This window comes from Vibrio sp. Y176, from assembly GCF_033438945.1.
In genome coordinates, this window is record NZ_JAWOQS010000015.1 from 30,700 (window position 1) to 51,611 (window position 20,912).

Annotated in this window: 16 protein-coding genes and 1 pseudogene; 6 read left to right on the top strand and 11 right to left on the bottom strand. The window is 45.6% G+C overall.

The window, feature by feature from the left end; genetic code table 11:
• The first annotated feature begins 55 nt into the window (after positions 1–55).
• Positions 56–1,528 (top strand): dihydrolipoyl dehydrogenase, encoded by a 1,473-nt coding sequence (locus tag R7O13_RS22050; protein ID WP_318304709.1) that lies wholly within the window; start codon positions 56–58, stop codon positions 1,526–1,528.
• Positions 1,529–1,901: 373 nt separating this feature from the next.
• Complete coding sequence (locus tag R7O13_RS22055; protein ID WP_017821737.1) at positions 1,902–2,183, top strand: DUF3624 domain-containing protein; 282 nt, start codon at positions 1,902–1,904, stop codon at positions 2,181–2,183.
• Positions 2,184–2,377: 194 nt separating this feature from the next.
• On the opposite strand, the gene argH is transcribed toward R7O13_RS22055, so the two are convergent.
• The 4 genes from argH to argC all read right to left on the bottom strand — a co-directional run bounded on the left by argH (position 2,378) and on the right by argC (position 7,611).
• Positions 2,378–4,252: an argininosuccinate lyase gene (gene argH, locus R7O13_RS22060; RefSeq protein ID WP_005381331.1), complete on the bottom strand. Its 1,875-nt coding sequence runs from the start codon at positions 4,250–4,252 to the stop codon at positions 2,378–2,380.
• 242 nt (positions 4,253–4,494) lie between these two features.
• Positions 4,495–5,709, bottom strand: coding sequence for an argininosuccinate synthase (locus tag R7O13_RS22065; protein ID WP_005381332.1), 1,215 nt, complete (start codon positions 5,707–5,709; stop codon positions 4,495–4,497).
• A gap of 84 nt (positions 5,710–5,793) precedes the next feature.
• Entirely contained in the window at positions 5,794–6,585 is a 792-nt protein-coding gene (gene argB / locus R7O13_RS22070; RefSeq protein WP_005381333.1) for an acetylglutamate kinase, read from the bottom strand.
• A gap of 21 nt (positions 6,586–6,606) precedes the next feature.
• Positions 6,607–7,611 (bottom strand): N-acetyl-gamma-glutamyl-phosphate reductase, encoded by a 1,005-nt coding sequence (gene argC / locus R7O13_RS22075; RefSeq protein ID WP_017633525.1) that lies wholly within the window; start codon positions 7,609–7,611, stop codon positions 6,607–6,609.
• A 144-nt stretch (positions 7,612–7,755) separates the two neighbouring features.
• On the opposite strand from argC, the gene argE reads away from it, so the two are divergent.
• The 3 genes from argE to R7O13_RS22090 all read left to right on the top strand — a co-directional run bounded on the left by argE (position 7,756) and on the right by R7O13_RS22090 (position 12,763).
• Positions 7,756–8,892 carry an acetylornithine deacetylase gene (gene argE, locus R7O13_RS22080; protein ID WP_005381335.1) on the top strand — a complete coding sequence of 379 codons (1,137 nt, stop codon included), beginning with the start codon at positions 7,756–7,758 and terminating at the stop codon, positions 8,890–8,892.
• Between the two features lie 272 nt (positions 8,893–9,164).
• Entirely contained in the window at positions 9,165–11,798 is a 2,634-nt protein-coding gene (ppc, locus tag R7O13_RS22085) for a phosphoenolpyruvate carboxylase (protein WP_005381336.1), read from the top strand.
• Between the two features lie 425 nt (positions 11,799–12,223).
• Positions 12,224–12,763, top strand: coding sequence for a PadR family transcriptional regulator (locus R7O13_RS22090; protein ID WP_005382791.1), 540 nt, complete (start codon positions 12,224–12,226; stop codon positions 12,761–12,763).
• 70 nt (positions 12,764–12,833) lie between these two features.
• On the opposite strand, the gene metF is transcribed toward R7O13_RS22090, so the two are convergent.
• From metF to R7O13_RS22105, 3 genes are all read right to left on the bottom strand, one after another.
• The gene (gene metF, locus R7O13_RS22095) at positions 12,834–13,736 is read right to left on the bottom strand and encodes a methylenetetrahydrofolate reductase (protein WP_005381345.1); all 903 of its coding nucleotides are present in this window, start codon (positions 13,734–13,736) and stop codon (positions 12,834–12,836) included.
• A 262-nt stretch (positions 13,737–13,998) separates the two neighbouring features.
• Positions 13,999–16,407 (bottom strand): bifunctional aspartate kinase/homoserine dehydrogenase II, encoded by a 2,409-nt coding sequence (locus tag R7O13_RS22100; protein WP_017821740.1) that lies wholly within the window; start codon positions 16,405–16,407, stop codon positions 13,999–14,001.
• Between the two features lie 15 nt (positions 16,408–16,422).
• Positions 16,423–17,583, bottom strand: coding sequence for an O-succinylhomoserine (thiol)-lyase (locus R7O13_RS22105; RefSeq protein ID WP_318304713.1), 1,161 nt, complete (start codon positions 17,581–17,583; stop codon positions 16,423–16,425).
• A gap of 225 nt (positions 17,584–17,808) precedes the next feature.
• Between R7O13_RS22105 and metJ the strand changes: the two genes are divergently transcribed.
• Positions 17,809–18,129 carry a met regulon transcriptional regulator MetJ gene (gene metJ, locus R7O13_RS22110; RefSeq protein ID WP_005381353.1) on the top strand — a complete coding sequence of 107 codons (321 nt, stop codon included), beginning with the start codon at positions 17,809–17,811 and terminating at the stop codon, positions 18,127–18,129.
• Between the two features lie 113 nt (positions 18,130–18,242).
• Here the strand turns inward: metJ and R7O13_RS22115 are convergent, their stop codons facing one another.
• The 4 genes and pseudogenes from R7O13_RS22115 to R7O13_RS22130 all read right to left on the bottom strand — a co-directional run.
• Positions 18,243–19,520 carry a malic enzyme-like NAD(P)-binding protein gene (locus R7O13_RS22115; protein ID WP_017633521.1) on the bottom strand — a complete coding sequence of 426 codons (1,278 nt, stop codon included), beginning with the start codon at positions 19,518–19,520 and terminating at the stop codon, positions 18,243–18,245.
• Between the two features lie 206 nt (positions 19,521–19,726).
• Positions 19,727–20,203, bottom strand: coding sequence for a bacterioferritin (gene bfr, locus R7O13_RS22120; protein WP_318304714.1), 477 nt, complete (start codon positions 20,201–20,203; stop codon positions 19,727–19,729).
• A 93-nt stretch (positions 20,204–20,296) separates the two neighbouring features.
• Entirely contained in the window at positions 20,297–20,485 is a 189-nt protein-coding gene (locus R7O13_RS22125) for a (2Fe-2S)-binding protein (protein ID WP_005381360.1), read from the bottom strand.
• 331 nt (positions 20,486–20,816) lie between these two features.
• A pseudogene (locus R7O13_RS22130) lies at positions 20,817–20,912 on the bottom strand (elongation factor Tu); the annotation flags it as partial.

Sequence of the window (20,912 nt, forward strand, 5' to 3'; positions counted from 1 at the left end):
CACTCTCCAAGCTCAATGTAGCTAGCTTGGCTTAAAACAAAAGCGAGAGTTCACGATGAAACAAGTTAATGTCGACGTAGCGATTATTGGTGGCGGGACGGCTGGTCTTGGTGCTTATCGAGCAGCAAAAGCTCATACCAACAGCGTGGTAATGATTGAGGGCGGTCCCTACGGAACAACCTGTGCTCGTGTCGGATGCATGCCGTCTAAGCTGTTAATTGCGGCAGCAGAAAGTGTTCATCAAATCGAAAAAGCACCTGGATTTGGGATACACCCGCAAGGTGAAGTACTAATTAACGGACGAGAAGTTATGGATCGTGTAAAGCGCGAACGCGATCGTTTTGTTGGCTTTGTGCTTGAAAGTGTCGATGATATTCCCGCTGAAGACAAACTATCGGGCTACGCGAAGTTTGCCGATGACCACACTCTCATCATAGATGATCATACTCAGGTCACCGCACAGCGCATTGTTATTGCGACAGGATCTCGTCCAGCATATCCGGCAGCTTGGAATGAACTGGGTGATCGCCTAGTGATTAACGATGATGTATTTGACTGGGATGACTTACCAGAGTCCGTGGCAGTATTTGGCCCAGGAGTCATCGGCCTTGAATTGGGTCAGGCTTTACACCGCCTAGGAGTAAACGTGAAGCTCTTTGGCATTGGAGGACAAGTGGGCCCACTGACAGACCCAGAGGTGATGGCGTATGCAGATAAAGCCTTTAAGGAAGAGTTCTACCTTGATGCAGATGTAAAAGTCGAAAGCATGAAACGCATTGCTTCGTCAGACAATGACGGCGAAGACAAGGTCGAAATCCAATTCATCAACCATGATGGCGAATTAGAAACTTTCGTTGTCGATTACGTATTGGCTGCAACGGGTCGTCGTCCAAACGTAGATAAGCTGACGATCGAGAACACCAATGTGGCGCTCGATGAACGTGGCGTACCAACGGCGGATCACTATACATTGCAAACTTCGGTAGAGAGCATCTTCATCGCAGGTGATGCAAGTAACCAAATTCCACTGCTGCACGAAGCCGCTGACCAAGGCCGTATTGCTGGAGACAACGCAGGCCGTTTCCCAGATATTCGTGCGGGTCTGCGTCGCTCACCAATTTCAGCCGTGTTCTCCGACCCTCAAATTGCTATGGTTGGCGAAACATATAAACAACTAGAAACACGTCTAGGCACATGTGGATGTTTCGCAACCGGTGAAGTCTCGTTTGAAAATCAAGGACGTTCGCGCGTCATGCTTCGTAATAAAGGCATTCTGCATGTCTACGGAGAGCAAGGCACTGGACGTTTTTTAGGTGCAGAAATGATGGGCCCGAATGCAGAGCATCTTGCTCACCTTTTAGCATGGGCGCACCAAAATAGGATGACGATTTCTGAGATGTTAGATATGCCCTTCTATCACCCAGTGATTGAAGAAGGCGTCCGCACCGCTCTACGTGATTTGAATGCAAAACTACACTTAGGGCCAGAAATGGTGAAACATTGTCTTGACTGCGGCCCTGGCTGCTAACGCTTTCAGGCTTCTATCTAAATATAAAGCAAAGCCTCGTCATCAACGAGGCTTTGCTTTGCTACTTCGGCGCAATAAAATCTCTCTTACGCTGCCATCATTGCATAGCGACTGACCATACAAATCGCGACAACACCGATCATAAAGAACCCACCAGCGATACTTAGCGCAAGTTTCAACTCTGTCGACATCATTATATTTCCTGTTAAAGACTGACAGAGCACCATACATCAATTACGTGCCACAAAGCTTTTACAAAGCTAACTTTCCATTTTTGGTTGTGTCATAGCGCTCTAAGTCCGGTACAAGAAACGCTTTCCACCATATAGTTAGATATATAATCTGAAGCAACACTAATGGTTTGGAAAACACTATGACTTGTCGCCGCTGCGAAGAACATTGGTTTTGGAAAAAACTTGGACGTTGCCAACGATGCTTGGATCAATTGACGGTACTTTCTGTACTGTGTTGGATTGTATGGTGGTTTACGCTCAAAGATGATCCACAAAGCATCGAGTCGATCGCTTTGATCTTTGCCGGCTTCGCTTTCAACGTTTTGTTGTTTTTACACTTATGGATGCGTTTTGTCATCTTGCCTTGGCAGCGTCGACGGGGACAAAAAAAGACGAATAAAAAAGAGAAAAGTGACAGATAGAAAAAAGCCCCAAAACCAATGTCAGTTCTGGGGCTCTCTTAGATTCTTCTAAGAAAAAGCAGTGGTACTTTAATAGACCGGGCTTCCTCTCAAAGGTTCCAAATTTTTTCGATTTTTTTAGCGAATACTGATGTAAGTAAGCAGGAAAATGACTATGTCATTGAATGCTAATAAAATCACTCCACAACTTCAGTTCATGCCACATGCGTTTTTTGGATCACTTGCTCCATTAAATTGATCTCAAGCGCTACCTCATCACATGCATGTTGACGTGGGCACTGATCGCAATCTTTCAGAACTTTCTCCGGCAGTAATGACTTCGATGTCGGTAAAAAGCTTTGCTTCATAAAGAACTCAGGCGTTCGCGTTAGAACAAAGACTTTCTTGATCGCCATCTGGCGCGCTTTCTCAACCAAATAGTTCACAATCGCACTGCCCTGCCCTTGGCCTTGCCAGCCCGCTTCGATACCAAGAGAGCGTATTTCAGCCAACCCTGAGTCATACACATATAGAGAAGCGCAACCCGTCACTTCACCATGATGCTCAGCCACCGCGAAAGAGCCAATATCTCTCACGAGCTCATTACGAGAGCGCGGAAGATTCTCACCAAGGTTCGCCCAGTAAGCAACCATACCTTCCAACGTTTCAATGTCCGTCAAACGTGCAGGACGCACTTTCACCGCCGAGCTGTCACGCTGGCTCAGGCGCTTATCCGCTTGTTCTACCGCGTAAGCGACCTGGTGAGGCGAAACACCACCCAAAGCACAACGCTTTTCCAAACACGAATCGATAGTCAGAATGTCATACACATCCGCTTCAATGACCTCTGAGAAGGCTTTTAACTCTTCGATAGACAGCTCTTCTAGCGCACAACCTTTAGCAATAGCACCAACGACCGCGACACCGACGATGTGGTGAGCTTCACGGAATGGGATGCCTTTCGCCACTAGGTAATCAGCTAACTCTGTCGAGTTTGCGTAACCTTGTTTCGCCGCTTCTAGTGTGCGCTCGCCATTCACTTTAATACCGTCAAAACACAGAGCTGCCATTTCCATGCAGTCGTTCCATGTATCTAAAGCGTCAAACAACCCTTCTTTATCTTCCTGCATGTCTTTGTTGTACGCCAATGGCAAGGCTTTAACTGTCATCATCATGCTCGATAATGCGCCATAGACACGCCCTGTCTTACCACGGATCAACTCAAGTGCATCTGGGTTTTTCTTCTGTGGCATTAATGACGAACCAGATGTCACCGTGTCCGCTAACTCAATGAAGTTTGACTCGCCTGAATTGTAGAAGATCATATCTTCTGCAAGACGAGAAAGGTGAAGCATAGAAATCGACGCCACCGACATCAGTTCCATCACATGATCACGATCTGAAACCGAATCGAGTGAATTACGCGTAGCACGGTGGAAACCGAGATTATGTGCTAATTGTTCGCGATCAATCGGATAAGCCGTTCCCGCTAAAGCACCCGAGCCAAGTGGACAAGTGTCGAGACGCTGTAAGGCATCATTCAGACGAGAGTAGTCACGCTCGAACATTTCAACATAAGCCAAGCACCAGTGAGCAAAGGTTACAGGTTGAGCACGCTGAAGATGAGTATAGCCTGGCAATACGGTGCCTTGGTGCTGTTTAGCAACATGGACCATTTGTGCTTGTAGGCGATCTAAAGCAATCAATAATTGCTGACCTTGCTGACGACACCAAAGTTTCAAGTCTGTGGCGACTTGGTCATTCCGAGAACGCCCAGTGTGGAGTTTTTTACCTAAATCTCCCACTTTACTGATTAGCTGCTGTTCAACCCAAGAGTGGATATCTTCTGCATCAGAGCGAAGAATTTGGTGAGGGTCTTCCATCACTTCTAACTTCAGCTCATTTAAAGCAAGTTCCAGTTTTTGCTGTTCTTCTGCCGATAGCACATCAACAGAAAGCAGAGCTTTAGACCATGCGATTGAACCTACGATGTCTTGCTCAGCCAATCGGTAGTCAAAACGCAACGAATCATTGAACTCTTTAAATCTGGTGTCTGCCGCTTGGGTAAATCTTCCGCCCCATAATGCCATTGCGTCTCTCCTGATGACTATTGCTTACTCTAACGTTCTCGAATGAGTAGTAACCAATTTGATGGTCATTTGCTCACTTTTTCTTATGGGTCAACGTTACGGCAATTTCGATAAAAAATAAAGTATAAATTCAATATTTTTACATATATATTCAAACAAAATTTAGATACCCGCTTTTAGAAACCAAAAGACCCGCCTATAAATGGCGGGTCTTTATTCAATCCAAGATGGATGTTAAGGGATTATTTCTTCTGGCTGTTCAATGCACGAATACGGCTTGATAGCGAGTAAAGACGGATAAACCCACCTGCATGGCTTTGGTCGTAAACTTCATCTTCACCAAAAGTCGCGAACTCTTCTGAATACAAGCTGTTGTCAGAACGTTTTTGCGTCACTGTCGCTTGACCTTTGTAGAGCTTAACAACCACTTCACCGTTAACGTCTTGCGCTAGCTCTTCTGAAGCGGCAAGGATCGATTTACATAGTGGCGTAAACCAACGGCCATCGTATACAAGGTGAGACGCTTTTAGACCTAGCTCCTCACGGAATTCGAATGATGATTTGTCTAGCACAAGCTGCTCTACAGCACGCAGCGCTTCCATCATGATGGTGCCTCCCGGTGTTTCATAACAACCACGAGACTTCATCCCAACAAGACGGTTTTCCACGATATCGATACGGCCAACACCGTGCTTAGCGCCCTTCTCGTTTAGGTAAACCAGTGCGTTGTATGGTGTCATCACTTCACCATCAACTTCGACCACTTCACCTTTTTCTACTTTCAGCGTGACGTATTCCGCTTCATTTGGCGCTTGCTCTGGGTCGACAGTCCACACCCAGCAGTCTTCGTTTGGTGCGTTCCACGTATCTTCTAAAACGCCGCCTTCCGTCGAAATGTGCCATGCGTTTGCATCACGTGAATAGATCTTAGTAAGAGACGCAGAGCAAGGAATATTACGCTCAGCTAGGTAATCCAAACACTCTTCACGGCTCACTAGGTCCCACTCACGCCAAGGTGCAATCACTTGTAAGTCCGGTGCTAGTGCTGCGAATGCGCCTTCAAAACGTACTTGGTCGTTACCTTTACCTGTACAGCCATGACACAGAGCGTCCGCGCCCACTTTACGTGCCACTTCAACCTGCGCTTTGGCAATGATTGGACGCGCCATTGATGTACCTAGCAGGTACTTACCTTCGTAGTACGCGCCGGTTTTTAGCGTTGGGTAAATGTAGTCTGCGACCATTTCTTCTTTCAAGTCAGCGATGTAGCACTCAGAAGCACCAGAGGCTTTTGCTTTCGCTTCAATGCCTTCTAGCTCTTCGGCACCTTGACCAACATCGGCAACGAAAGCCACTACTTCACAGTCGTAGTTCTCTTTTAGCCACGGGATGATTACTGAAGTATCTAGACCGCCTGAGTATGCGACTACCACTTTATTTACGTTCACTTTGCTCATGTTTTTTCTCCAAACTTAACTGGCGCTGCGCTCGGCGGTCAGTGCCAACTGCGACTTCCTAATATTGAATTCTTTTGCTGATGCTTATTGAGGCAAGAATTGAGTACCAATACTTTCACCAGCGAATAACTGTGCTAATTTTTCTGGGTAACGCCAGGTCGCGACTTCAATTGGACGGCCAAGATCATTGGCGGCCTCCAAAGCGGCTTTAACTTTGACGATCATGCCATCGGTGATCACATGTCCATCGATCAACGAGTTAGCTTGCTGCTCTGACAGGGTTTTGATCAAATGGCCTTTTCCATCTAATACACCACTCACGTCTGATAACAGGACCAACTCCGCATCTAATGCGCCCGCAACCGCGACTGCTGCTTGATCAGCATTCACATTCATCATCTGGCCATCTTTGGTTAAACCAATTGAACTGATGATCGGCAGTGCACCTGTGTTTAGCACCGCTTGTAATAGTGCTGAGTCACCCGGTGATGCTTTGCCTACCGCGCCGAGTTCTGGGTCAAGTTCTTCAACAAGACACAAACCACCATCCGCAAGGCTAAGGCCCACAGCGTTAAGACCGTCCGCAATCGCTTGACCTTGAAGTAACTTATTCGCAGTGCCTGCAAGCGCGCCTGCAATCACAGGAATTTGATCGTAAGGCGTTACGCGTAAACCGTTTTTCTTAACGGTTTCAAGCTGAAGCTTTGCCATCAACTCATCAACTAGGTAGCCACCGCCATGAACGATGGCGATTTGTCGCTGTGCCGATTTTTGGTAAGCCGCAATGGCACCAAAAAGTTGGCTTAAGGTTTGAGTGCATGATAGAGCTGCACCACCTAGCTTAATGACTAAAGGAGCTTGATTGGTTTGCGTCATCGCATTTCCCTCTTTCAACGACTACAGCAACGCTGTCAGTTCTGGGTAACCGTAATGAATATTGAGACATTGCATCGCTTGACTCGATGCACCTTTAAGTAGGTTGTCGATAGCTGAAATCACAATGATGTGTTCGCCTTGTACCTTCCAGCCGATATCACAGAAAGGGGTATTTTCGACATCCTGAATACGTGGAATACCGTCGCCTTTAAGACGCACCGCAGGCTTGCCTTGATAAGCTTGTTCAAACGCCTGTGCCACTTGTGCTTCTGTCACACCTTGCGCAAGCTTCATGGTGATAGTGGCAAGAATGCCGCGTTTAAAGTTGCCGAGGTGCGGAGTAAAAATCACATCGCAACCCAAGTGCTGAGCAATCTCTGGCTGGTGACGATGGTTAAATACACCATAAGGTTGCAAGCTCACTTCACAGAAGCTGTTAACCATGGAGGCTTTACGCCCTGCACCAGATACACCACTGGTTGCGTTGATCACTGGCCATTGGTTGGTATCGAGCAACGCATGTTCTAATAAAGGTTTGATTGCAAGCTGTGAAGCGGTTGGGTAGCAACCTGCTACTGCAATCAAAGGAGTGGTTTTTATTGATTCTTGGTTCCATTCTGCTAAGCCGTATGCTGCTTTATCTAGCCAGTTGTTATGTTGATGTGCGAAGCCATAAAAAGTGTCGTAAAAGCCTTCACTTTTCACACGGAATGCACCCGATAAATCGAATACCTGACAGCCTGCCTCCAAGAAAGTTGGGGCTAAATCATGGCTGACTTCGTGAGCCGTTGCCAAAAACACCACGTCCGATTCTTGAGCGATTTGCAGTGGATCCGTTAGTGGTAAAACTGGCATATCAATGATGCCCGCTAGCTTACCGTGCAGCTGCGCGATGCTCTTTCCCGCATCAACACTGTTGGCGGAAACGTATAAACCTGATAGCGTGAGTTGTGGGTGTTTATTAACCATTAACGCTAACTCTGCGCCGGTGTAACCGCTGGCTCCAATAATCGTGGTTTTTAGCATTGTGTAACATCCATATACTTAAAGGCTCAAATGACTATTCATATTTAATTTCTGCTTTATTTTGATTTTTTATTCATTAAATATGATTTAATATGTGTTTTACATTTTTGTGGTCTGTCTGTCAACAGGAGATTTGAAGAATCCATGCAATTACCAACTTTTCTAGAGGTCTATGAAGGACTCATCAGCACCTCTTCTATCAGCTCCACAGATCCGAGCTGGGATCAGGGCAATGCAAAAGTCATCGAAAAACTCGCATCTTGGTTTAAAGATCTGGGTTTTAGCGTTGAAGTGATCGAAGTCGAGCCAGGCAAGCACAATATGATCGCACGTATGGGAGAGGGAGAAGGTGGCCTTTTACTTGCTGGCCATAGTGATACCGTGCCATTCGATCAAGGGCGATGGAATTTTGATCCGCATAAACTGACGGAAAAAGACAACCGCTTCTACGGTTTAGGCACAGCAGACATGAAAGGCTTTTTCGCCTTTATTTATGAAGCAGTGAAGAAAGTCGATTGGAGCAAGCAGAGCAAACCACTCTACGTATTAGCCACTTGTGACGAAGAGACCACCATGTTGGGCGCGCGACATTTCACAGCAAACGCCCCATTTAAGCCGGATTACTGCATCATTGGTGAACCCACCAGCCTTGTACCAATTCGAGGTCATAAAGGGCATGTGGCAAATGCCATTCGCGTAACAGGCAAGTCCGGTCACTCATCGGACCCAGCGCTTGGCGTTAACGCTATTGAGATCATGCATGAAGTCATGTTCGCCATGATGCAACTGCGTGACAAATTGATTAAAGAATATCACCATCCGGGTTTTGCCATTCCAAGCCCAACCCTAAATCTTGGACACATTCACGGTGGTGACAGCGCTAACCGTATTTGTGGTTGCTGCGAACTGCATTACGACGTGCGTCCTCTTCCCGGCATTAGCCTTGATGGTTTAGAGAACATGTTGCGCGGAGCATTAAAAGAAGTCGAAGCGAAATGGCCTGGGAGACTGGAGATTATTCCATTGCATGAGCCTATTCCGGGTTACGAATGCCAACATGACCACCCATTTATTGGTGGTGTTGAAGAGATCTGCCAAACCAGTTCAGAAACCGTGAACTACTGTACTGAAGCACCATTTCTACAGCAGTTGTGTCCAACCTTGGTGCTCGGCCCTGGGTCAATCGACCAAGCCCATCAACCGGATGAGTTTCTATCCTTCGACTTTATCGACCCCACAATTGATGTGCTTTCAAAGGCGATGGTCAAGTACTGCTGTTAATACGCGTTTAAGCTCGAAAGTCTGTGCAGCTCGATTGAGCTGCATCTTTTTATCTTCACAATTTAGCGCTAGTCTTAACACTTATTTAACTTGTTATTTTGTAATTAATTTTCACTTCTTACTCTATGGCTGCCGTAAATTTGCTCTAAATCAGGAGACAGCGGAATAATTGCAAACTTAGTCTGCTTTATTTGACTATAACTGGTGCTTTTCGCTAGATTGGAGTCTTAACAAGGACAATGGATGTAGTTTTTTTACGAGGCAGGACGACAATGAACGAGAAATACGCCGCACTCAAAAGTAATGTGCGCATGTTAGGCCACTTATTGGGTAACACCATTCGCGATGCCCATGGCGAAGAAATCTTCGAGAAAGTGGAAACCATTCGTAAATTATCCAAATCAGCTCAAGCAGGGAATCAAGCAGACAGGGACAGCTTGATCGAAGAAATCAAACATCTACCTGATGAGCAGCTAACGCCCGTTACTCGCGCGTTTAACCAATTTCTAAACCTCACCAATATCGCTGAGCAATACCACACGATTTCACGCCATTGTGAAGAGCACATTTGTGAACCAGACGCGATTAACTCGCTGTTTTCTAAACTGGTACAAAACGATGTGAGCAAACTGGACACTGCCCAAGCGGTTCGTGATCTAAATATTGAATTGGTATTGACGGCTCACCCAACAGAAATTACGCGCCGTACGATGATCAACAAACTGGTCAAGATAAACGAGTGCTTATCAAAGTTGGAGCTAAGCGATCTTTCTTCTAAAGAGCGCAGAAAAACCGAACGCCGCCTAGAGCAACTGATTGCCCAAGGCTGGCATTCAGACGTGATTCGACAACAACGCCCTACTCCGTTGGATGAAGCAAAGTGGGGCTTTGCGGTCGTTGAAAACTCGCTATGGGAAGCAGTACCGGACTTCCTACGTGAGATGAATGACCGTCTAAAATCTTACCTTGGAGAAGGTTTACCCATTGATGCTCGCCCAGTGCACTTCTCCTCTTGGATGGGCGGTGACCGTGACGGTAACCCGTTTGTTACTCACAACGTTACGCGTGAAGTCTTACTATTGTCTCGTTGGAAAGCCGCCGATCTTTATCTCAATGACATCAACGAGTTGATCAGCGAGCTGTCTATGACAGTTTCTAACGATCAAGTCCGTGAACTTGCTGGCGAAGATCAGCACGAACCATACCGTGCGATCCTGAAGCAATTACGCACTCTGCTCAATGAAACCAAAGATATTCTCGATGCTAAGATCCACGGTCAAAAACTGGCCGTTAAAGCACCACTGCAAAAAGTCGAGCAACTTTGGGAACCGCTGTATGCCTGCTACCAGTCACTAAACGAATGTGGCATGGGTGTAATAGCCAACGGCTCACTACTGGATACACTACGCCGCGTAAAAGCATTTGGTATCCATCTTGTACGTCTTGATATCCGCCAAGAGAGCACGCGTCACTCAGACGTCTTGTCTGAACTAACTCGCTACTTAGGTATTGGTGATTACGAACAATGGAGTGAGCAAGATAAGATTGCTTTTCTAACTAACGAGCTGGCATCTAAACGTCCGCTTCTCCCTCGTGATTGGGAACCGTCTGAACCCGTCAAAGAGGTTTTGGATACCTGTAAGATTGTTGCAGCACAACCGCGTGAAGCGTTTGGCGCTTACGTTATTTCAATGGCACGTACCGCCTCTGACGTACTAGCCGTTCATCTACTGCTACAAGAAGCTGGTTGCCCTTACCGCATGGATGTGTGTCCTCTGTTCGAAACGCTAGACGATTTGAACAACGCAGAATCGGTCATCAAGCAGCTTATGGGGATTGACCTTTACCGTGGTTTTATCCAAAACCACCAGATGGTCATGATTGGTTACTCTGACTCAGCGAAAGATGCAGGTGTTATGTCTGCAGGTTGGGCTCAGTATCATGCGATGGAATCGTTAGTTAAAGTAGCTGAAGAAGAAGGCGTTGAGCTAACTTTATTCCATGGTCGTGGGGGCACAGTCGGTCGCGGTGGCGCACCTGCGCATGCTGCGCTTTTGTCGCAACCACCAAAAAGCTTGAAAGGCGGTTTACGTGTAACAGAGCAAGGCGAGATGATCCGCTTTAAACTGGGACTCCCAGATGTCGCAGTAAACAGCTTTAACCTATACGCAAGTGCGATTCTGGAAGCCAACTTGTTACCGCCACCAGAGCCAAAACAAGAATGGCGCGACTTGATGGAAGTGCTATCAGAAGTAAGCTGTGAGTCTTACCGAAATGTGGTTCGTGGCGAGCCAGATTTCGTGCCTTACTTCCGCCAAGCAACACCAGAACTCGAACTCGGCAAGTTGCCACTTGGTTCTCGTCCTGCAAAACGCAACCCTAAGGGCGGAGTAGAAAGCTTACGTGCAATCCCGTGGATCTTCTCATGGAGTCAAAACCGTTTGGTACTTCCTGCATGGCTAGGCGCAGGTGAAGCGATTCAATACTCGATCGATAAAGGCCACCAAGCATTGCTCGAAGAGATGTGCCGCGAATGGCCGTTTTTCTCTACTCGTCTCGGCATGCTAGAGATGGTGTACTCGAAGTGTAATATTGATATCTCTCGCTACTACGATGAGCGATTGGTGGATGAGTCGCTCCGTCCACTCGGTGAAAAACTTCGTGCTCAGCTTCAAGAAGACATCAAAGCGGTACTGAATGTAGAGAACAATGAAAACTTGATGCAGCATGACCCTTGGGGACTCGAGTCGATTCGCTTACGCAATATCTACGTTGAGCCATTGAATATGCTACAAGCAGAGCTGCTATACCGCACGCGTCAAACCGAAGAAGCTTCTGCAAACTTGGAAGAAGCGTTGATGGTGACGATTGCTGGTATTGCTGCAGGTATGCGCAACACAGGCTAATCGTTTCATTTTTAATAAAAAGCTGGGCAAATGCTCAGCTTTTTTTTATCACAGGATAATCGCACCAAAACAAAAGCAGTCAAATAAACCACTAGAGACCCAAAAAATACCAAAACAAAAGAATAAAAAACCACAAGTTAACACTATTGATTATTATGTTAGTTTTTTAGGGTGATTTTGTCCTACTATTCCACTTCATGCTTATTATTTATATACTACTTGCCTGCTGAGAGCTCATAAATCCAATCATACCTGCTCCAGCCTTGATGGGACTCCCCATCTCTCTAGGTGATAAACGGCTTTAAGGTGACAGGACCAACATTGTTGGTGCTACTTATACATTAAAAAACTCAAGTGCCAGTAAGAGCGCAGCTGAAAGTATAAGTAGCTTGTTTACAAGTTTATTGACCATTTGGATTGAAGACATGTCATTACCACACGTAATCTTAACTGTTCTTAGCACTCGCGACGCAACCGGTTACGATATCACTAAAGAATTCTCTGCTAGCATCGGTTACTTCTGGAAAGCAAGCCACCAACAGGTGTACCGTGAACTCAACAAAATGGCTGAGAAAGAACTGGTTACTTGCGTATTAGAACCCCAAGAAGGCAAACCAGACCGCAAGGTTTACTCCATTACAGACGCTGGTCGCAGCGCTTTAGGAGAGTGGTTTGATCAACCAACTGCACACCCAACAGTTCGTGATGAGTTTTCAGCGAAATTGATGGCATGTGCCGTTCAACCTGCAGCTCCATTCCGTGACCAACTCGCCGAGCTAGTTGAAGAGTCTCGCAAACTGGTTTCTCACTACAAAGAAATTGAAGCGGCTTACTACGCAACGCCGTCAACTTTAGATAAACAAGCTCGCCTAGAACGTCTAACGCTTCGCCGTAACCTTCTGTTACGTGAAACTTGGATCACTTGGGCAGAAGAAGTTCTAACTGAACTTGAAGTGATTGGTTAAACTCCTTTTGCTTTGATAAAACGAAAAAGGCTTGCCACTTGGCAAGCCTTTTATCTTTTTGAAACCAGATTTACGCACCGACTACTGCGCGAGGACGAACACCCAACGTATGGCATAACGCGTAAGTCATCTCTGCACGGTTTAGTGTGTAGAAGTGAAAGTCCTTAACCCCTTCACGACTCAGTACACGCACCATATCAATAGCTTGGCTAGCTCCTACAAGCTGGCGAGTCACCGGATCATCATCCAAACCATCGAATTGTTTGCTCATCCATCCTGGTACTTTCACGTTGTTCTGTGCCGCAAAGCGAGAAGCTTGCTTAAAGTTCGATACAGGCAAAATTCCTGGCACAATTTCTACGTCAATTCCTGCTGCGACACAACGGTCACGGAATCGCAGGTAAGACTCAACGTCAAAAAAGAACTGAGTAATAGCACGGTTTGCACCTGCATCTACCTTACGTTTTAGGTTCAATAAGTCAGACTGAGCGCTTTTAGCTTCAGGGTGAACCTCAGGGAATGCAGCAACGGAGATATCGAAATCGTGGCGTGATTTCAGCAGCTCAACCAAATCCGAGGCATACATATCAGGCGCACCGCCACCTGGAGGAATATCACCACGCAAAGCGACGATATTTTCAATACCATTGTTCCAATAATCATCGGCAATATTAATCAACTCTTCACGAGTCGCATCAATACAAGTGAGATGGGGAGCGGCAACCAATCCGGTTGTTGCTTTAATTTCTTTAATGATGGAGTGTGTTCTGTCACGCTCGCCGGAGTTCGCACCGTAAGTCACAGAAACAAATTTAGGTTGAAGCGTTTTAAGACGGTGCACTGAATTCCAAAGTGTTTCTTCCATCTTAGCGCTGCTTGGCGGAAAAAACTCAAACGATACATTGATGTTATCTGATAACTCAGCAATATTCTGGTTCAAGGCGTCGATATGGCCTGCGTGCGTATATCCCATCTTACTCTCCCTGCGGCACTCCGCCACGAAAACAAATCCTTAAAATCGACGTTTAGACGTCTATATGTCTACAGAATGTATTGAATACGATTTAATGTCAACCTTGTAATTATGAATTTTTCTCAAGTTAATAATGAAGATAGTTCAAGTTTCTACTTGAGCATCATCTCGCCATTTTGCACGGGTTATGACTTCAGTATGGCACTGATAGGGGAATAAAAAACCCTGGATTAATTCCAGGGTTTTTAGGTCAATCGCAACTTTAAAATAAACCAGCCAATCGGTTGAGGTCGGATTGAATAGCGCCGGCTGTCACTTCTCTGCCTGCGCCTGGTCCTCGAATGACCAGAGGGTTATCTTTGTACCACTTGCTCTCTATGGCAAAAATGTTATCGCATGGCAATAAGTTGGCGAGCGCGTGCTCACGAGATAACGCTTCGACTCCCACCGTTGCTTTACCATTTTTTTCTAAACGCGCCACATAGCGAAGCACTTGATCGTTTCTCTGTGCTTTTGTCAGACGCTCTTGAAGTATTTCACTCAACAATGCTCCATTATCGAAGAAATCATCTAAGCTCAGTTCTCTTAATTCTTCTGGCACCAAAGACTCAACTTTAACGCTGTCTGGTTCTATATCTAGGCCCGATTCTCGAGCCAAGATGACTAACTTACGCATTACATCGGAGCCATCTAAATCAGAACGAGGGTCAGGTTCGGTTAACCCTTGCTGCCAAGCAAGATCGACTAAATCATTAAATGGCACAGAACCATCAAACTGTTGGAACAGCCATGATAACGTCCCCGAGAAAATCCCCGATAGAGCGACGATTTCATCCCCACTTTCACGAAGATCTCGCACGGTATGGTTTATCGGTAACCCAGCACCAACCGTTGCGTTGTATAGCCAATGACGACCAATTTTAGCGAATGCATCTTGAACCTGATGGTAGTACTGACTATCTGCGGAACCGGCCACTTTGTTGGCGGAAATCAAATGAATGCCTTGCTGTGCGATTTCTGCGTAGCGCTGAGCCAAATCTTTACTCGCGGTAACATCAAGCACGACGGCTTCATCGTAGCTTTTAAGCGCTCCCAAACGTGCCAGCCAATCCCCATTGTTTGCTATGCTTTCATCATCAAATCGTTCAGCAACACTCACCGCCTCAATACCTTGCTCATCGAACCAATAGGTTTGGCTATCCACAACCGCGACAAGATCAAAGCTCATACCATGACGTTTTTCGAGCTCACTTTTTTGCGTCGCAAATAAATTTAACCAACTAGAACCAATATTACCCTTGCCACATAAAGCCACTGCCACGCGTTTTTGCGCTTGGAACAACTGGCTATGAATCGTTTGAACCAACGCCTCGGTATCAGTACGGCGCAAAACAGCGACTAGGCTCAGCCCTGAGTCTGTTTCAGAGATAAATTCTACCGGAGAGTGCTTTAGCTTTTGATAAAAGCCAAAGCAATGATTGGCGTTTTTCGTAACGCCTGCACCTACCGCAGCTAAGAGCGAGTAACCTTCTTTTAGCTTAATTTCTGCCTCTACCGCAAGCTCTTGCAAGTGTTTCAATGCACCACCGGCGATTTCTGCGGTGTAAGCCAAGCGTAGCGTATGCTGATCGGATTGAGCTTCAAATGCCAATGGCTCTAATTGCGCGCGCTGCAACGCTTGTAATACATCACTCTGTGTTTTTTCGAAGTCGTGCCCATGCATGAAAGACAACTGCACCAATAAAACATCATCCAGTGAAGTAATAATTTTAGCGCCACGACCAGATGCCAATACACGCTCAATACGAGTAGAACCCGACTCTGGCAGATAGCTACACTTGAGATTAAGGTCCATGGTACTTTGCGCCACAGGCTGAAGCGTACGACTGTGTAGCACTGGGGCAGCTAAGCGAGCAAGTTCACTGGCTTCATCCAATCGAAGTAACGGTAATAAACAAGCATCAGACACCAAACGTGGATCGGCACTATAGACACCAGCAACATCACTCCAAATCGTGACAGTACTGACTTCAGCAAGCGCGCCTATGACCGTTGCAGAATAGTCAGAGCCGTTACGACCAAGTAGAATGGTTTCTCCTGCCTCGTTCTGAGCCATAAAGCCAGTAATTACCACTCGTTTATGGTTATGCTGCGCGAGGATCTCTTTAATTAAAGGGTATGAACGAGCGCGATCAACCTCTGGTTGAGTTCCCGCTTCTGCACGTAAAAACGCTCGTGCATCTTGTGCAACCGCAGGGATAGAACGTTGAGATAATAACGCGGCCAATAGGCGAGCAGACCATACTTCTCCGTGCCCCAGTACCGCGGCTTTTTGCGCATTAGTGAGTGGTGCAGTCAGCTCCGAGAGAGTACTGAACTCATCATGTAATAAAGCTAACAGCTCTTCTTTTGCTTCACTCTCCAACAAGCTTTCTATTAGCTCAGTTTGGAACTGTCTCAAGCTTTGAAGCGCTTCATGCGCAATTCGGCCATCTTTACTTAACCCTTCCAAAAACTCAATCAAGCGGTTAGTGGTTTTTCCTGCAGCAGAGACGACCACAAGATCATTTTCTGTCGAATACTCCTTGAGAATACCCACAACGCGTAAGTAGCATTCTGGGTTTGCTAAGCTACTGCCACCAAACTTATGCAGCTGACGTTGTACAGTCATTGTTATCGTCTCCTATTACTGGGTAGCTTTAGCGAACGCTTGTTCTAAATCTGTGATGAGGTCTTGTGCATCTTCCAAACCGACAGACAAACGCAATAGTTGATGAGAGACCCCAGCCTCCGCCAGCGCCTCCTCACCCATTGCACGGTGCGTCATGGATGCCGGGTGGCAAATCAAACTTTCTACACCACCTAATGATTCAGCTAATGAAAACAGTTGGAGCTCTTTCACAAACACCTTTAACTGCTCAAACGAACCAGCAAACTCAAAACTCAACATAGAGCCAAAGCCCGTTTGCTGCTTTTTAGCGATGCCATGACCTGGATGTTCCGGCAGGCTTGGATGATAGATAGTTTTAACTAACGCTTGTTTCTGTAGGTAAGCCAGTACCTGCTGTGAGCTCTCTTCATGTACTTTCATACGAGCACCAAGCGTACGAATACCTCGCAGTGTCATGTAACTATCGAAAGGTGTGCCCGTTGCACCAATACAATTGCCCCACCATGCAAGCTCTTCTGCATGCGCTTCTGTGTTGGTGATGATTACCCCACCAATTACGTCCGAATGACCGTTGATGTACTTTGTTGTGGAGTGGATAACAAAATCCGCACCTAGCTCTAAAGGTTTTTGGTACACGGGTGTCAAAAAGGTATTGTCCACCGCAACTAACGCGCCGACTTGTTTCGCTTTTTCACAGGTAGCTGCAATATCCACTACGCGAACCAGAGGGTTTGACGGAGTTTCTAGCAAAATGAGTTTTGGTTTTTGTGCCAATGCAGCATCTAAAGCCTGTTCGTCTGATTGATCGACAAACTGAACCTTAAAATCGCCTTTGCTAGCTCGAGTATTAAAAAGACGATAGGTGCCGCCATAACAATCGTGAGGAGCAATAATGAGATCATCTGGGCCGAGAAAAGCGGAAACCCATAAATTTAATGCCGACGTACCGCAGTTAGTAACAACCGCTCCTTTTCCAGACTCAAGTTCAGATAGCGCACTTTCCAACAGTCCGCGGTTTGGATTACCAGATCGTGTGTAATCATACTTGGGCACTTCACCAAAAGCAGGAAAACCATAGTTAGTGGAAAGATAAATAGGTGGAACGACAGCATGATATTGGCTGTCTGATTCAATACCAGTGCGTACTGCAATGGTCGCAGGTTTGCGAGTGCTCATGGGTGTATCCTTTCACGGGTAATGACTTCTAAATAGGAATGCGCTATATCTAATGAGTAACATAAAGTGATCAACACGCTTCCTTTGCTGTTATGTTCACTTTACTCGTCAAAAAATGAGACGTCAACACTTCTAGACGTCTATATGTCTTTGCTTATGGCGGTAAATGCAGCTAAAATCAGCACCTAAATTATTTTTAACCGATTACATAAATGAAGGTGTGCAATGGCTGACTGGAATGGCGAATACATTAGCCCATATGCAGAGCACGGCAAAAAAAGCGAACAAGTAAAAAAAATTACCGTCTCTATCCCGCTAAAAGTTTTAAAGGTGCTAACTGATGAGCGTACTCGCCGTCAGATCAATAACTTACGCCATGCAACCAATAGCGAATTGCTATGCGAGGCATTTTTGCACGCGTACACAGGTCAGCCACTTCCGACAGATGAAGACCTTCGTAAAGACCGTCCTGATGATATTCCAACAGAAGTAAAAGCGCTGATGACGGAAATGGGCATCGAATTTGAGTCATTCGACGAAGAATAAAAAAGCCTGATAAAAGGTTTCAGGTAATAACTCTTGCCTCGAGCCAAATGGATGACATAAAAAATGGGACGCAATAGCGTCCCATTTTTTGTGTATCACATCTGAAAGATATATTACTCTGCCATGTAGTTTTCAGGCATCTCGATACGAGCTACACCTGAATTAACCGCCGCCTGAGCAACCGCTTTTGCAACACGTGGTAGCAAACGTGAATCCATTGGTTTTGGAATAATATAGTCCGCACCAAACTCTAGCTTATCAACACCGGCAGCCTTCAATACAGCTTCAGGTACAGGCTCTTTTGCTAGCTCGCGAATCGCCTCAACGGCTGCAAGTTTCATTTCATCATTGATTTCACTTGCACGCACATCAAGAGCACCACGGAAAATGAATGGGAAACACAATACGTTGTTAACTTGGTTAGGATAATCACTACGGCCAGTACCCATGATCAAGTCATCACGAACTGCGTGAGCAATTTCCGGCTTGATTTCAGGATCCGGGTTAGAACATGCGAATACGATTGGCTTATCAGCCATCAACTTCAACGCTTCCGCTGGCAACAGGTTTGGACCAGATACACCTAGGAACAGATCTGCACCTTCAATTACGTCTTCTAGTGTGCGCTTATCTGTATTGTTCGCAAATAACTGCTTATATTCATTAAGGTCATCACGACGAGTGTGAATCACACCTTTGCGATCTAGCATGTAGATTTTTTCGCGCATTGCACCGCATTTGATCAGAAGCTCCATACACGCTACAGCGGCAGCGCCAGCGCCAAGACAAACAATTGTTGAATCTTCAAGTTTCTTACCTTGAAGTTCGATTGCATTCAGCATACCCGCTGCCGTTACAATAGCAGTACCATGTTGATCATCGTGGAATACTGGTACATCACAACGCTCAATCAGACGCTTTTCAATCTCAAAACAGTCTGGTGCTTTAATATCTTCAAGGTTGATACCGCCAAAAGTGTCTGCAATGCTCGCAACAGTATCAACAAATTCATCGATCGTGCGGTGCTTAACTTCAATATCAATAGAGTCAAGACCTGCGAAACGCTTAAACAGTAACGCTTTACCTTCCATCACTGGCTTAGATGCAAGTGGACCTAGGTTACCTAGACCTAGAATAGCGGTACCGTTAGAAATAACAGCAACCATGTTCCCTTTTGCAGTGTACTTGTACACGTTATCCGGGTTTTGTGCGATTTCACGCACTGGCTCTGCAACACCAGGGCTGTAAGCAAGGGCAAGATCACCCGCCGTTTCCGCAGGCTTTGTAAGTTCGACAGCAATCTTTCCTGGAGTTGGATAAGCATGGTAATCCAATGCTTTTTGGCGATGTTCTTCTTCTGGAGTGGCTGCTTGGTGGTTGTCTTCAGACATGGACGTTTCTCTTTTTTATTTTTAGGTAAGGGGGCATAAATTCTATCGGATAGAAATCAAACTTCATAGGCAAGATTGCGAGCAATATCCTTAAAAAGCCGATAATAAAAGAGATTAGACCAGATAACGGGGTTAAGCACCTGATTTTCGAGTCAGGTGCTCTTTCTTCTTACTATTATTGGAGTATGCAAACTCAGAAAGTATCGTTACTCTTCGTCCACGTATTGCGCTTGGAGATAATTCTCAATACCAGACATTTCAATCAAGCCAAGTTGCGTCTCTAGCCAATCAACATGTTCTTCTTCATCTTCAAGAATATCTTGGAAGAGATCTCGAGACACATAATCTCGAATGTCTTCAGCGTAGGCAATCGCATCTTTTAAATCTGGAATAGCCGCCACTTCAAGCTTTAAATCACACTCGAGCATTTCCTTGGTATCTTCACCAATCATCAACTTACCTAAATCTTGTAGGTTCGGTAGGCCTTCAAGGAACAAAATACGCTCAATTAGATGATCGGCATGTTTCATCTCATCGATAGATTCGTGATATTCCTTGTCTGCTAGGTGCTTTAAGCCCCAGTCTTTATACATTCGGGCGTGAAGAAAATACTGATTAATAGCGACGAGCTCGTTACCGAGCACTTTATTGAGATGTTGAATGATGATTGGATCGCCTTTCATGACAAAACCCTCCTCTTTGGCTTCATTTAAATGTAGAAGCAAATGAGAAGGTGTCAAAATGTAAGGCAAATAATTACTGCATACTTACAGCAATTAGCTGGCTTGTTTAAATTCCGTGTAACTAGTTTCCGCTAAAATTTCCTTGGCCTGTCTGATGCACTTACCACATTGGCTGCCCAATGCCGTGCACTTTTTGATTCCTTTAATATCTGTTACGCCTTCATCTATCGCCAACTTCCTAATTTTTTTGTCGGAGACACCATGGCAAAGACAAACGTACATACTCAAAAAACCTATAAAACTAATCTGTGACAAACAATATAAACAAGAATAGTTCTTGTTACCAGTCGCATTATGGTGTCCGCTCAGAATATTTGGTTATAACGATTTTACCGCTGCAGGAAAAGATCAAAGGGTTAAGAGGGGTGAGTAAAAGCGTTAAGAAACAAAGCCGGTAAAACTCTGTTTTTAAATCGAAAAAGTGACGTCTTTTATTTCAACACTTATAACTAAATGTAATCTAGAAATGAAAAAGGGAAGCCTAAGCTTCCCTTTTCGATGCGCTTTCTTCAAAAAGAAGAACAGTGCAAGATTTCGTTTAATTCGTTATGAATTAGTCGAAGATCTTAGCTACAACACCAGCACCTACTGTACGGCCACCTTCACGGATCGCGAAACGTAGACCTTCGTCCATTGCGATTGGTGCGAT